Genomic DNA, 14,921 nt, shown 5'->3' on the forward strand with positions numbered 1-14,921 from the left:
ATGACGATCAATCGGAAATTGCCACATCGAATTCAAATTCCGGCACGTCGGGGTAGTGCTGCAGTACCTGCCCCAGTGTCGATTCCAACGGCACCAGCCATGGTGCGTAGTTCCGCCAGTGATCCACGCCCTCGCGGTAGATCGGCCGGCGCACTTGTTCCGAACTCGCGGTGCGTACGGGTCGCTCGTTCTGGAAGAACCGCAGGCACGATTCCTCGAACGGCAGGCCGCAATGGTCGAGCAGGCGCCGAATCTCCCCTTCGGTGTCCTCGACCATGCGTTCGTAGATGACGCGGTGGATGCGACCAGGCAGCACCGCGTCGAAATGCGCCATCAGCGCGACATAGTCGCGGTAGTAGCAGCCAAGATCATCCAGGCTGTAGCTGAAGCCCTGCCCGCGCGCGAAGTGCTGCTTGAAGCCCGAGAAACAGCAGGCCAGCGGATGCCGGCGCGCATCGATGATGGTCGCGTTCGGCAGCATCAGGTGGATCAGCCCGATGTGCATGAAGTTGTTCGGCATCTTGTCGATGAACAACTGCGCCGCGGTCTTGCGCTGGATGCGGGTATTGGCGAGGTAGCGCTCGCCCAGCTCGCGCAGCGCGGTGGCATCCAGCGCCGCCAGCGCATCGTGGTAGGGCATGTCGCCCTCGGCGCCGGCCTGCTCGCGCAACAGGCGCGTGATCGAGGTGACCTCGGGCAGTTCCATCGTGCCCTCGACCTGGCTGTGGCTGGCCAGGATCTGCTCGATCAGGGTGGAACCGGAACGTGGCAGGCCGACGACGAAGATCGGGTCGCGCGCCGGGCTGCCGCTTCCCGCGCGCGCGGCGAAGAATTCGCGGGTGTAACGCCGGCGGATGTGCCGCACGCGCGCGCTGGTCTCGTCGGCGCTGTAGTGCAGTTGCGTGCGGCGGATCGCGTTGCCCTGCGCGTAATGGCGGAAGGAAGGCTCGTAGTCGCCGGCGTCCTCGAGCGCCTTGCCGACGGCGAATTCCAGGTGCAGCCGATCCTCGTCGGCCAGGTCGGTGCGCGCGAGCTGCCGGCGCATCGTGGCAAGGTCGTCGGCGCCGAAGCGGAAGGTCTTGAGGTTGGCCAGGCTCCACCAGACTTCGCCGAAGGACGGTTCCAGCTCCAGGCTGCGGCGGTAGGCAGCGATCGCACGCCCGGTGTGGCCGGCGGTCTTGAGCGCATGACCGTAGCTCATCCATACCTTCGGATTGCCCGGGTACTTCTCCAGCAGGTCGGCGTAGATGGCGATGGCCGGCTCGTAGTCGCCGACCCGACACAGCACCACTGCCTTGAGGTTGCGATAGCCGGGATGGGCCGGCGCCGATGCCAGCAGGCGCTCGATCTGCGCCAGCGCCTGCTCCGGCTGATTGCTGCGATGCAGGACTTGGGCGTAGTTCTGGCGCGCGGCATCGAAACTGGGCGCCAGCTCCAGGCAGCGCTCGAGCAGGTGCCGGGCGTCCTCGTTGCGACCCAGCCGGGCAGCGACCTCGGCGAACATGCGGATCGCGGCGACATCGGTCGGCGCCTGCTTCAAGTGCTCGCGCAGCAGCCCCTCGGCCTCGGGGATGCGGTCCTCGACCAGCGCAATGGCAGCGGCCAGCAGGCGCGGGTCGCGGGTGGAATGGCGCACGTGGTTGGCGTACGCAGCGTCGGCAGCCTCGTGTTCGCCGGCGGCCATGAGATGGTCGCCGAGCGCCCGCCAGGCCTGCGGCAGGTCGGGCTTCAGCGCCACCGCCCGGCGCAGCGCGTCGATCGCCTGCTGGCCGCGCCAGGCGCGGCCCAGCGCCAGGCCCAGGTCGAGATGAGCGGCCGCCCAGTTCGGCTGCGCGTGGGTCAACGCCAGCAGGGTACCGATGGCGCCCTGCAGGTCGCCTTGCGCGTCCTGCGCCGCGGCCAGCAGCTGCAGCGCGAGCGGGTGGCCGTCGGCCACTTTGAGGATTTCCGTCGCCTGCTCGCCGGCCAGTACCGGGTCGCGGTCCAGCAACTGTGTAGCATGCGCCAGCGCCTGTTCCAGCGTGCCGGTGGCGACCGCGTCCGTCACGGTTCACGCCCCCGTGGCGTTGCGACGTGCCGCCCGGGAACAGCTATCAGGCGATGCGAAAAACGAGTGGCGTCCGACATGGGTGACAGCGACTCCTCACAGGTTCTTCAGCAATCTATAGTCGAATTCGAGCGAACGATAGTGGGCATCGACCAGAATACGCCCATCCTGGCCGTGGGAACGGTCGTCTCGGCGACGCAGCGCTCGCGCCCGGCAGTAGTGCCATCGCGGTCAGCAACCATGAGGGGGATCGCACGGCTCACGGTTGCTCCAGGGCCATGGCCAGACCCTGACCGACGCCGACACACAAGCTGACCAGCGCGCGGCGCTGCCGATGGCGACGCAGCGCGAACGCCGCGGTCATGGCCAGGCGTGCGCCGCTGGCGCCGAGCGGATGGCCTAGAGCGATGGCGCCGCCGTTCGCGTTGACCTGGCCAGCGTCGTCGGGCAGACCGAGCGCGCGCGTGCACGCCAGCACCTGCGCGGCGAACGCCTCGTTGATCTCGATGCGCTCGAAGTCGGACAGGCCCAGACCGCTGCGCGCAAGCAGTTTGTGGATTGCGGGCACCGGGCCGATGCCCATCAGCCGCGGCGCGACGCCAGCCGAGGCCATGCCGACGACGCGTGCCAGCGGCTCCAGGCCATGCCGTGCCAACGCCGATTCCGAGGCCAGCAGCACGGCGGCGGCGCCGTCGTTGAGCCCCGACGCATTGCCGGCGGTGATGCTGGTGCCGGGACCGAGCAACGGCTTGAGCGCGGCCAGCTGCGCCGCCGTGGTGGCGCTGCGTGGATGTTCGTCGAGCTGCACGACGATCGATGCCCTGCCCTGCGGCGCATGCACTGCGGTGATTTCCTCTGCCAGCCAGCCCCGCCGCTGCGCGTCCGCGGCCCGCTGCTGGCTGCGCAGGGCGTAGGCGTCCTGGCTGTCGCGGTCGACGCCGTGCTCGCGCGCGAGGTTCTCGGCGGTCTGCGTCATCGAGTCGACGCCGTAGCTGGCCCGCATCTGCGAATTGACCAGGCGCCAGCCGAGCGTGGTGTCCTCGATCTGCTGGTCGCGGGCATGGGCGCTGCCCGCCTTGGCCATCACGTAGGGTGCGCGGGTCATGCTTTCGACGCCGCCGGCGACGATCAACTCGGCCTCGCCGCAGGCAATCGCGCGCGCCGCCTGGCCGATCGCTTCCAGGCCGGATGCGCACAAGCGGTTCACGGTGACCGCGGGAACACTTTCGGGCAAGCCGCACAGCAGCACCGCCATGCGCGCCACGTTGCGGTTGTCCTCACCGGACTGGTTGGCGCAGCCCAGGATCACCTCGTCCAGCGCCGCCCAGTCCAGCGCCGGATGGCGTGCCATCAGCGCGGCGATCGGCAGCGCCGCCAGATCGTCGGCACGCACGCCCGCCAGCACACCGCCCAGACGGCCGAACGGGGTACGCGTGGCATCGACCAGATAGGCGCTATGCATAGACCTGCTTCATGGCCATGTGCGGCAACCAGCTGCCGCGCCGGATCGCCTGTTCGATGGCGCGCTGCGTTTCGCGCAAGACCGGCAGTATCTGCTCCACCGCGCGCACGGGGGCTTCCTCGCTGTACGGCATGCCGACGTTCAACGCGGCGACCGCGCGGCCGTCACCGGCGCGGATCGGCACGGCAATCGAACACAGCCCGGGCTCGAGCTCGCGCACCACCAACGCGTAACCCTGTTTGCGCACACGCAGCAACTCCGCCTTCAACGCGCTGGCGGTGCGGATAGTCTGCGGCGTGTAGGCGCGGAACTTTTGCACGCGCAGCCAGGCAGCCAGCTCGGCATCGGGCAGATCCGCCAGCATCACCCGCCCCATCGAGGCGGCGAAAGCCGGCAGGCGCGCGCCGACACCGAGTGCCACGCTCATCACCCGCCGCACCGGCACGCGCACCACATAGACGATGTCGCTGCCGTCCAGCACGGCCATCGAGCACGACTCACCCAACCGCTGCGACAGCTGCTCCATGCTTTGCTGGGCCAGCTCGGTCAGGTCCAGCGAAGTGAGATAGCTGTAGCCCAGTTCGAGCACGCGCGGGGTCAGGAAGAAGCTGCGACCCTGGCTGCCCACATACCCCAGGTGCTGCAGGGTCAGCAGCGAGCGGCGCACCACGGCGCGCGACAGGCCGGTGCGCTCGGCGACCTGGGACAGGCTGGGACTGGGCTGCTCGCGATCGAACGCGCGCAGCACCTTGAGGCCGCGCGCCAGCGATTGCACGTAATCCGCACTGTCCTCGAATGCTGTCGATCCCATGCGCTGAGCGGCCTCCATTGACAGGCCGAGCGTAGAAGGTTTCCAATGGGTTCGCAATACGAATTGTTGTGCGATTACCGAACAAATCGGATTGAGGGGGAGGCACCTTGGCAAGCGAACGCGACAATGTCCTGCACAGCTGGTGCGTGCAGTCGGCATGGCACGCACCGACCGTGGTCGGCGGCAGCGGCGCACACCTCGCCCTGGAGGACGGCCGGCGCATCCTCGATATGAGCAGCCTGGCCGAATGCAGCAACCTCGGCCACCAGCATCCGCGCGTGGTCGCGGCGATCCGTGAGCAAGCGCAGCAGCTGTGCTTCGTCACCTCGGCCTGGGGCGCGCAGCCGCGCGCGGCGCTGGCCGAGGCGCTGCTGGAGAAGGCTGGCTTCGACGGCGGGCGCGTGTTCTTCACTCTCGGCGGCGCGGATGCCAACGAGAACGCGGTCAAGTTCGCGCGCCAGGCCAGCGGCAAGCCGCGCGGGCATATCGTCACGCGCGACCGCTCCTATCACGGTGCCAGCTACGCCTGCATGGCGCTGTCCGGCGACACACGCACCAGCTCGCAGGTCGACCCGGAGGCGTTTGGCGTGCTGCACGTGCCGCCACCGGATACCTATCGCTGCCCGTTCGGCAGCGAGGATGCGCAAACCTGCGGCGAACGCGCGGTCGCGGCCGTGGCAGAGACGATCGGCCAGCACGGCGCGGCGACGATCGCCGCGGTGCTGATGGAACCCAACGCCGGCACCAACGGCATCGTGGCGCCGGACAACTACTGGCCCGGCCTGCGTGAAGCGACCCGCGTGCGCGATGTCTACCTGATCGCCGACGAGGTGATGAGCGGCTTTGGCCGCTGCGGCGAGTGGTTCGCCTGGCAGCGTCATGGCGATGCCGGCAAGCCCGACCTGATGACGCTGGCCAAGGGCCTGACCGGTGCGCACCTGCCGCTTGGCGCGGTAGTGCTGTCGGCCGAAGTTGCCGCCAGGCTGCAGCATGAAATGCTCTACACCGGCCTGACCTACTTCGGGCACCCGCTGTCGTGCGCGGCCGGCCTGGCGGCACTGCGTGCGTACGAGGACGACGGCCTGATCGCACGGTCGCGTGTCCTCGGCAAATGGATGCATGCCGAACTGCAGGCGTTGCAATCGCGCCATGCCGTCATCGGCGATGTGCGCGGCGGCCACGGCCTGTTCGCGGTGGTCGAACTGGTCGCCGACCGCGGCACGCGCGAGCCGCTGGCGCCATGGCCGCAGACGCCACCTGCGTTGCATGCCCTGGTCGACGCGGCGATGGCCGAAGGCGTGTCGTTCGCCTGCCGCGGCAACCTGATCCTGCTGGCGCCACCGCTGGTGATCGAAGGACACGCCCTGGCCGATGCGCTGGCCCTGCTCGACCGCCTGCTGGCGCGCTTCTTTCCTGCTGCCTGCTGAGGATTCCCGATGAGCTTCCGTCTCACCTACGCCACCATGTACAACCCGCCGGAGACGATGCACGAACGCTTCGAGGCAGCGCTGGCGCGGGTCGAGGCCACGCTCGGCGCGCGCCACCGGCTGTTCATCGACGGCGCCGATCGCGATGCCGCGCAGCATGCCGAGCGCCATGCTCCCTTCGACAGCGCGCTGCGGCTTGGCGAGTTCGCGCTGGCCAGCCAGGCCGATGTCGATGCGGCGATGGCCGCGGCGCGCGCGGCGTACCCGGCCTGGTGCGCGACGCCGGTTGCGGAGCGGGCGCGCCTGCTGCGCCGCGTCGGCGACCTGCTGGAGGAACGCGTCTACGAGATTGCCGCCGCGATGGTGCTGGAGGTCGGCAAGAACCGCATGGAGGCGCTCGGCGAGACGCAGGAGACCGTCGACTTCTTCCACCACTACGCCGACGATTTCGAAAGCCATGCCGGCTACACGCACGTGCTGCCCGACGACCCGATCGAGGGCGTGGCCTCGCACAACGCCAGCGTGATGCGGCCGTACGGCGTGTGGGTGGTGATCGCGCCGTTCAACTTCCCGTTGGCGCTGGCCGGCGGCCCGGTGGCTGCTGCCTTGGTCACCGGCAACACCGTCGTGCTCAAGGGCGCCAGCGACACGCCCTGGGCCGGTCGCATGCTCGCCGATTGCATCCGCGATGCCGGCTTGCCGCCGGGCGTCTTCAACTATCTGTCCGGCTCCGGCCGCGACGTCGGCGAGGCGCTGGTGCAGCACCCGCTCACCGCCGGCATCACCTTCACCGGCTCGGTGCCGGTCGGACGGCACCTGATGCAGCAGATGGCCGGCGGCGCGTATCCGCGGCCGTGCATCGCCGAGATGGGCGGCAAGAATCCGTGCATCGTCACCGAGCACGCCGAGCTCGACCGCGCCGCCGCCGGCATCGTGCGCTCCGCCTACGGCATGGGCGGGCAGAAGTGCTCGGCGCTGTCGCGACTGTACGTGCATGAAAGCGTCGCCGATGCGCTGATCGGACGCCTGCAGGCGCAGATCGCCGCGATCCGCATCGACGATCCGCGCCGACGCGAGAACTGGCTGGGCCCGGTCGTCAACGCGACGGCCTACGACAACTACCAGCGCCACGCGGACGCACTGCGCGCCGGTGGCGCCAGCGTGCTCTGCGGCGGCGCCCGGCTCGGACCGGGTACCGCCGGCAGGGCGGCGCTCGCACGCGGCTACTACGTCGAACCGATGCTGGCCGACGTGCCGCTGGCCCATCCGCTGTGGCAATACGAGATGTTCCTGCCGATCCTGATGCTGCATCGCTACCGGGAACCCGACGAGGCGATGCGATTGGCCAACGATTCGACGATGGGGCTGACCGCGGGTTTCTTCGGCGGCGCCGACGAGGTGGGCTGGTTCCACGACAACATCGAGGCCGGCGTGACCTACGCGAACCGCCCGCAGGGCGCCACCACCGGCGCGTGGCCCGGCTACCAGCCGTTCGGCGGCTGGAAGGGCTCGGGCTCCACCGGCAAGGCGATCGCCTCGTTCCACTACCTCGCACAATACCTGCGTGAGCAGTCGCGCACGGTGGTCGAATGAGCGCGGCGGTCCTGACACTGGCAGAAGCGATCGAGCACTACGTCGCGGACGGCGCCAGCATCGCGCTGGAGGGCTTCACCCATCTCATACCGTTCGCCGCCGGGCACGAGATCATCCGCCAGCGCCGGCGCGAACTGCACCTGATCCGGATGACGCCGGACCTGATCTACGACCAGATGATCGGCATGGGCTGCGCGCGCAAGCTCACGTTTTCCTGGGGCGGCAACCCCGGCGTCGGCTCGCTGCACCGGCTGCGCGACGCGGTGGAACACCAGTGGCCGCGCCCGCTGGAACTCGACGAGCACAGCCACGCCGGCATGGCCGCGGCGTTCTGCGCGGGTGCGGCACGGCTGCCGTTCGGCGTGCTGCGCGGCTACCTGGGCACCGACCTGCCGGCGCACAACCCGAACATTCGCACCGTGCAATGCCCGTTCACCGGCGAGTCGCTGGCGGCGGTGCCTGCGCTCAACCCGGACGTGACCATCCTGCATGCGCAGCGTGTCGATCGCGCGGGCAACGTCGCCATTCACGGCATCCTCGGCGCGGCGCGCGAGGCCGCGCTGGCGGCGACGACGCTGCTCGTGACCGCCGAGGAAATCGTCGACGAACTGCCGCCGGCGATGAACGCGATCGTGCTGCCGCACTGGGTGGTCGCTGCCGTCGTGGTCTGCCGTGGCGGCGCGTACCCGTCCTACGCGCAGGGCTGCTACGCACGCGACAACGCGTTCTACCGGCACTGGGACGCGATCGCGCGAGAGCGCGCGGGCTTCCTCGCCTGGATGGACGAACACGTGCTTGGCACCACCGACCACCGCGCATTCCTCGCCGGCCTGCAGCAGGCTGCCGCATGAACGCATGCACGCGCGACGAGTGGATGACGATCGCCGCGGCGCGCCTGCTGCAGGGTCGCTGCGTGTGCTTCGTCGGCATCGGTCTGCCCAGCGCGGCCTGCAACCTGGCTCGGCTCACCCACGCGCCGGAGCTCGTGCTGATCTACGAATCCGGCGCGATCGGCACGCGCTCCGACGTATTGCCGCTGTCGATCGGCGACGGCGAACTCGCCGAAACTGCAGCCTGCGTGGTGCCGCTGCCGGAGATCTTCAGCTACTACCTGCAGGCCGGCCGCGTCGATGTCGGCTTCCTCGGCGCGGCGCAGATCGACCGCCACGGCAATCTCAACAGCACCGTGATCGGTCCCTATGACACGCCGCAGACGCGTCTGCCCGGCGCCGGGGGCGCGCCGGAAATCGCCCTGCACGCCCGGCAAGTATTCGTGATGCTCAAGGCTTCGAAACGCAGCTTCGTCGAACGCCTCGACTTCCGCACCAGCGCCGGCTACTTCGACGGCCACGGCGCGCGTGCCCGCAGCGGCGCCCCCGGCGGCGGTCCGCGCGCGGTGATCACCGACTTCGGCATGCTCGCGCCACACCCGCAGAGCGAGGAGTTGCAGCTCACCGCGCTGTTCGCCGACGCCAGCGTCGACGAAGCCCGCGCCGCGGTCGGCTGGCCACTGCTGCTCGCCGACCGTCTCGACACGATTGCCGCACCGAGCGCATACGAACTCGACACCCTGCGCGCACTCGACGCGCGCACCCGCGAGGCGCACGCGCGCGCCGTGCGCATCCCCCTCTAGCCCCGGAAGACCGCCGTGAACGCCATGCCGAACCCTGCCCACATCAAGACCGCCCTGCCCGGCCCGAAGGCGCTGGCGCTGATCGCCCGCGACGCCGAGGTGATCTCGCCCTCGTACCCGCGCGACTACCCGTTCGTGATGTCGCACGGCAGCGGCACCGAGGTCTGGGACGTCGACGGCAACCGCTTCCTCGACTTCATGGCCGGCATCGCGGTGTGCGCCACGGGCCACGCGCATCCGCAGGTGGTCAAGGCGGTGCAGGACGCCGCCGCGAAGTTCCTGCACATCTCCAGCGACTACTGGCACGAGGAGATGACCGGGTTGGGCGAGCGCCTCGCCGCGGTCGCGCCGCTCGGCGAGCCGGCGATGAGCTTCCTGTGCCAGTCCGGCACCGAGGCGGTGGAGGGCGCATTGAAGCTGGCGCGCTACGTCACCGGCCGCCCGCGCTTCATCGGCTTTCTCGGCGGCTTCCACGGCCGCACCTTCGGCTCGCTGTCGTTCACCTCCAGCAAGTACACCCAGCAGAAGGGCTTCTCGCCCACGCTGGCTGGCGTCACCCATGTGCCCTATCCGAACCCGTACCGCCCGCTGTTCGCCGGCGACGACCAGGGCGCGGCGGTGCTCGACTACATCCGCATGCTGTTCCAGCGCAGCGTGCCGCCGAGCGATGTGGCGGCGATCCTGATCGAGCCGATGCAGGGCGAAGGCGGCTATCTCACGCCGCCGGACGGCTTCCTCGCCGGCCTGCGCACGCTGTGCGACGAGCACGGCATCCTGCTGATCTTCGACGAGGTGCAGTCCGGTATCGGCCGCACCGGCAAGATGTTCGCCTGCGAGCACTGGGGCGTGCAGCCGGACATCCTCACCTCGGCCAAGGGCCTGGGCTCGGGCCTGCCGATCGGCGCGGTGATCGCGAAAAAATCCATCATGTCACAGTGGAAGCGCGGCGCGCACGGCAACACCTACGGCGGCAACCCGATCGCCTGCGCCGCCGCCAACGCCACGCTCGACCTGGTGCGCGGCGGCTTGATGGACAACGCCGCGAGAGTCGGCGCGCACTTCATCGCCCGTCTGCACGAACTGCAGCGGGACTTCCCCTGCATCGGCGAGGTGCGCGGCAAGGGCCTGTGGCTCGGCATGGAGCTGATCGAGAACGATGGCAAGAAGACGCCGGCCACCGCCCTGTGCGATGCGGTGGTCACCCGTGCGTTCCACAACGGCCTGCTGCTGCTCTCCTGCGGCACCAGCACGGTACGCTTCATGCCGCCGTTGAGCGTGAGTACCGACGAGATCGACGAGGCGATGACGCTGCTGCGCGCCAGCCTCGATCAAGCACTGACGGGGAGCTGACGCCATGCCGCGCCGGCTGCTTGTCCTGTTCACGCTGTTGTTGTGCGCGGGTGCAGTGCAGGCCGCGCGCGAGCCCGTGCTCAAGCAGGTCGACCTGCCGCACAGCTACTACTGGCGCGAGCTGTACCTGCCGCAGCTGACCACCGGGCCGTCGTCGGCAAGCTTCCTGCCCGACAGCGCCGCGCTGGTCTACAGCATGGCCGGCTCGCTGTGGCGTCAGCGCATCGACGGCGACACGGCCACCGAACTCACTCACTCCGCGCGTGCCTACGACTACCAGCCCGACGTGGCACGCGACGGCCGCAGCGTGGTGTTCGCCCGCTACGACGGCAACGCGATCGAGCTGTGGCGGCTGGATCTGACCAGCGGCCGCGAACAGGCGCTGACCAGCGAGGGCGCGGTCAACGTGGAGCCGCGGCTGTCGCCGGACGGTCGGCAGATCGCCTGGGTCTCGACGCAAGGCAGCGGTCACTTCAACCTGTTCGTCGCCGACATCGACGCGGCCGGCCTGCATCATGCGCGACCGCTGCTCGGCGAGCGCAAGAGCACGCTCGACCGCTACTACTATTCCGCCTTCGACCATGCGATCAACCCGTCGTGGTCGCCGGACGGCAAGACGCTTTACTACGTCGGCAATCCGGAGATCGGCTGGGGCACCGGCGACATCTGGTCGGTGCCGGTGGCCGATCCGGCGCAGCGCCGCAAGGTGCTCAGCGAGGAAACCAGCTGGAGCGCACGTCCGGAACTCGCACCGGACGGCAAACGCCTGCTCTACGCCACCTACCACGGCCGCCAGCACCAGCAACTGTGGCTGACCACGCCCGACGGCGCCGCGCCGCTGCCGCTGAGCTTCGGCGATTTCGACCGTCGCAACGCGCGCTGGTCGCCTGACGGCAGCCGCATCGCCTACATCGACAACCGTGACGGCAACACCGCGCTGCGCGTGGTCGAGGCGCTCGGTGGCGTCACCCGCACGGTCGCGCCGACGCATCGCCAGACCCGCTTCGCGCAGGCGCATCTGGTGCTGGACATCGTCGACGAGCGCGGCGAACGCACGCCGGCACGCGTGGCCGTGCTCGCCAGCGACGGTCGCGCCCATGCGCCGGACGATGCCTGGATGTACGGCGACGACGGTTTCGACCGCACGCGACAGACCACCGAGACGCACTACTTCCACTGCACGTCGCCGTGCGCGATGGACGTGCCCGCAGGGCCGGCGACGGTGTGGGTGCAACACGGTTTCGCCTATGCGCCGTGGCGAAAGAGCATCGCCGCGGTGGCGGGCCGGGACACGCCGATCAGGGTTGCGCTGCAGCCCCAGCGGCTGCCCGCCGCGTTCGGCGATTTCATCAGCGCCGACCTGCACATCCACATGAACTACGGCGGCCACTACCGCAACACGCCGACGCATCTCGCGCAGCAGGCGCGCGCCGAGGACCTCGACCTGGCCTACGACCTGGTGGTCAACAAGGAAGAACGCGTGCCCGACATCGCCGCGTTCCGCACCGACCCCGACCCGGCCAGCACGCCGCATACGCTGGTGCTGCATGCGCAGGAATACCACACCAGCTTCTGGGGCCACCTGGGCCTGCTCAACCTCGGCGACCACTATCTGACGCCGGGCTTTTCCGCCTACCGGCACACCGCGCTGGCCAGTCCGTATCCGCACAACGGCGTGATCGCCGACCTCGCGCATGCGCAAGGCGGCGTGGTCGGCTACGTGCATCCGTTCGATACCCTGCCCGATCCCGCGCACGACGCGGTGCTCAGCAACGAACTGCCCGCGGACGTCATCGAAGGCAAGGTCGACTACATCGAAGTGATCGGCTTCTCCGATCACAAGGCCACGGCCACGGTGTGGTACCGGTTGCTCAATCTCGGTTTCCACCTGCCCACCGGCGCGGGTACCGATGCGATGGCCAACTATGCCTCGCTGCGCGGCCCGGTCGGCCTCAACCGCGTGTTCCTCGACGCCGGCGGCAATCGCGATGGCGCCGCGGCGATGGCCGCGCTGAAGGCCGGTCACGGCTTCGCCAGCAACGGCCCCTTGCTCGGACTGCTGCTGGACGACGCGAAGCCCGGCGACACGCTCGCCGCGCCTGGCCGGCACCGCTATCGCGTGTCGCTGCGTTCGCCGGTGGCAGTCGATCACCTGGAGCTGGTGCAGAACGGCGAGGTGGTCAAGGCGTTCACGCTGCACGGCGACCGCCGCCGTCTCGACGCCGAGGGCGAACTCGACCTCGCCGCGGGCTGGGTGCTGCTGCGCGCCTGGAACGACGGCGCCGATCCGCAGGTGCTGGACCTGTATCCCTACGCCACCACCAATCCGGTCTGGCTCGGCGAGCACGTGCGGGCGCCGAGCGCGCGCGCCGACGCAGCCTGGTTCGCTCACTGGCTGACGCGAACGATCGAAGCGGCCGACGCGCGCGACGACTACAACAGCGCCGACGAGAAACGCGCCACGCTCGACTACCTCGGCCGGGCACGCGACGCCTATCTCGCGCTGGCGGCCGACACGCCACCCGCCGAAGCCGCCACGAGGTAGCCGATGAGCCGATCCCTGTTGCTGTGCCTGCTGCTGGCCGCGACTCCCGCGCTGGCCCATGCCGATGCCCAGGCCGGCGGCGCGCGCTTCACTGCCGCCGACCTCAGCCGCCTGGCCGACGTCAGCGCACCGACGCTGTCGCGCGACGGCAACTTCGTCGTCTACACCGTGACGACGGCCAACCCCGATCGCGACCAGCCGCAGTCGGACCTGTGGCGCGTGCGCTACGACGGCCGCGAACGCACGCAGCTCACGCACACCCCGGACAGCGACGAGTCGCATCCGCAGTGGTCGGCCGACGGCAGGTCCATCGCGTTCCTGTCCGATCGCAAGCGCGACGCCGAACAGGCCGACGACGAGCGGAAGACCCAGGTCTGGCTGATGCCCGCCGACGGTGGCGAGGCACGCCAGGTCACCGATCTCCCGGGCGGCGTCGAGGATTTTGTGTGGTCGCCCGACGGCACGCAGCTCGCCGTGATCGCCTTCGATCCGGAACAGCCGCCCGGCGCGAAGAAGCCGAAGAATTCGCCGCCGATCGTCACCGACCGTTTCCAGTTCAAGGACGACGACAGCGGCTGGCTCGGTCGCCGCCACAAGCACCTGCATATCGTCGACGTCGCCAGCGGCAAGGCCACGCTGCTCACGCCGGGCATGCACGACGAGCAGCTCCCCGCGTGGTCGCCCGACGGCAAGCTGATCGCCTACGTCACCAAGCGCGGCACCGATCCCGACCGCCACCTCAACTACGACATCTACGTGATCGCGCCGCACGCCGGCGCGCAGGAGCGCCAGCTCACCCGCTTTCCCGGTTCCGATCTCGATCCGTACTGGGAGACGCGCCCGGCCTGGTCGCCCGACAGCACGCGCATCGCCTATCTGCAAGGCGGCGAGGACAAGTGGATCTACTACGCGCCATGGCAGCTGGCGGTGATCGATGTCGCCAGCGGCAAGGCCACGCTACCCGCGCCGATCGACCGCTGCTTCACCAAGGTGCACTGGTCGCCGGACGGCCGCAGCATTTATGCGCTGGTCGAACAGCGCCAGGTCACGCAGCTGTCGCGCATCGATCTGCGCAGCGGCAAGGTCAGCGAGCTCACCCACGGCGACCGCTTCGACGTCGACCTCGACGTCTCGGCGAACGGCCGCATCGTCGTACTCGGTGGTGACGACACCCATCCCTACGCGCTGGCCGCGGTGGAACGCGATCGCCTGCGCGCGCTTGACGACCACAACGGCTGGCTGCGCGACAAACACCTGGCACCGGCCGAGTTGCTGCATTTCCGCAGCGCTGACGGCACCGCGCTGGACGCGCTGCTGGTCAAGCCGCTCGACTACGTGCCCGGCCAGCGCTACCCGACGATCGTGCGCATCCACGGCGGCCCGGTCTACCAATTCAGCCGCGAGTTCATGCCCGACTGGCAGGTCTATGCCGCGAACGGCTACGCGGTGCTGGCGGTGAATCCGCGCGGCAGCTCCGGCCGCGGTTTCGATTTCGCGCGGGCGATCTATGCCGACTGGGGCAACAAGGACAGGCAGGACGTGCTCGCCGGCCTCGACCATGTGGTGAAGCTCGGCATCGCCGATCCCGACCGCCTCGGCATCGGCGGCTGGAGCTACGGCGCGATCCTCACCGACCAGATCATCGCGCGCGACACCCGCTTCAAGGCGGCGATCAGCGGCGCCGGCAGCGGCAACATGTACGGCATGTACGGCGACGACGAGTACGCGCGCGAGTACGAGCTGGAGCTGGGCACGCCGTGGGGCAACCGCGAGGCGTGGGACCGCGCGAGCTACCCGTTCCTGCATGCCGACCGCATCACCACGCCGACCCTATTCCAGTGCGGCGAACGCGACTTCAACGTGCCCTGCATCGGCGCCGAACAGATGTACCAGGCACTGCGCTCGCTGAAGGTGCCGACCGAACTGGTGGTCTATCCTGGCCAGCACCACGGCATCACGGTGCCGAGCTACCTGCGCGACCGGATGCAGCGCAACCTGGCCTGGTACGACCGTTTCCTGAAGCCTGCAGGCAGCGGCCCGTGAACCGGACGGC

Annotated in this window: 10 protein-coding genes; 7 read left to right on the forward strand and 3 right to left on the reverse strand. The window is 69.4% G+C overall.

Annotation, left to right across the window (positions count from 1 at the left end; genetic code table 11):
* Positions 1-7: 7 nt before the first annotated feature.
* From ABD024_RS10690 to ABD024_RS10700, 3 genes are all read right to left on the reverse strand, one after another.
* On the reverse strand, positions 8-2,047 hold the full coding sequence (locus ABD024_RS10690; RefSeq protein ID WP_343852412.1) for a tetratricopeptide repeat-containing sulfotransferase family protein: 2,040 nt from the start codon (positions 2,045-2,047) through the stop codon (positions 8-10).
* A gap of 259 nt (positions 2,048-2,306) precedes the next feature.
* Complete coding sequence (pcaF, locus tag ABD024_RS10695; protein WP_343852414.1) at positions 2,307-3,509, reverse strand: 3-oxoadipyl-CoA thiolase; 1,203 nt, start codon at positions 3,507-3,509, stop codon at positions 2,307-2,309.
* Complete coding sequence (locus ABD024_RS10700; RefSeq protein WP_343852416.1) at positions 3,502-4,320, reverse strand: IclR family transcriptional regulator domain-containing protein; 819 nt, start codon at positions 4,318-4,320, stop codon at positions 3,502-3,504. The genes pcaF and ABD024_RS10700 overlap by 8 nt, the downstream gene beginning before the upstream one ends.
* Positions 4,321-4,427: 107 nt before the next feature.
* Between ABD024_RS10700 and ABD024_RS10705 the strand changes: the two genes are divergently transcribed.
* From ABD024_RS10705 to ABD024_RS10735, 7 genes are read left to right on the forward strand one after another with little or no spacing between them, the layout of a single operon-like run.
* On the forward strand, positions 4,428-5,747 hold the full coding sequence (locus tag ABD024_RS10705; RefSeq protein ID WP_343852418.1) for an aminotransferase family protein: 1,320 nt from the start codon (positions 4,428-4,430) through the stop codon (positions 5,745-5,747).
* A gap of 9 nt (positions 5,748-5,756) precedes the next feature.
* Positions 5,757-7,340: an aldehyde dehydrogenase family protein gene (locus tag ABD024_RS10710; protein ID WP_343852420.1), complete on the forward strand. Its 1,584-nt coding sequence runs from the start codon at positions 5,757-5,759 to the stop codon at positions 7,338-7,340.
* Positions 7,337-8,191 (forward strand): CoA transferase subunit A, encoded by an 855-nt coding sequence (locus ABD024_RS10715; RefSeq protein WP_343852422.1) that lies wholly within the window; start codon positions 7,337-7,339, stop codon positions 8,189-8,191. Before ABD024_RS10710 ends, ABD024_RS10715 begins: the two co-directional genes overlap by 4 nt.
* Positions 8,188-8,973, forward strand: coding sequence for a CoA-transferase subunit beta (locus tag ABD024_RS10720; protein ID WP_343852424.1), 786 nt, complete (start codon positions 8,188-8,190; stop codon positions 8,971-8,973). The genes ABD024_RS10715 and ABD024_RS10720 overlap by 4 nt, the downstream gene beginning before the upstream one ends.
* Before the next feature lie 24 nt (positions 8,974-8,997).
* Positions 8,998-10,323, forward strand: a complete 1,326-nt coding sequence (locus ABD024_RS10725) for an acetyl ornithine aminotransferase family protein (protein WP_343854642.1) — start codon at positions 8,998-9,000, stop codon at positions 10,321-10,323.
* Positions 10,324-10,327: 4 nt separating this feature from the next.
* Positions 10,328-12,868, forward strand: a complete 2,541-nt coding sequence (locus ABD024_RS10730) for a CehA/McbA family metallohydrolase (protein ID WP_343852426.1) — start codon at positions 10,328-10,330, stop codon at positions 12,866-12,868.
* Positions 12,869-12,871: 3 nt separating this feature from the next.
* Positions 12,872-14,911 carry a S9 family peptidase gene (locus ABD024_RS10735; protein ID WP_343852428.1) on the forward strand — a complete coding sequence of 680 codons (2,040 nt, stop codon included), beginning with the start codon at positions 12,872-12,874 and terminating at the stop codon, positions 14,909-14,911.
* The last annotated feature ends 10 nt before the right edge of the window (positions 14,912-14,921 follow it).

Source organism: Rhodanobacter soli, assembly GCF_039523495.1.
Lineage (GTDB): Bacteria > Pseudomonadota > Gammaproteobacteria > Xanthomonadales > Rhodanobacteraceae > Rhodanobacter > Rhodanobacter soli.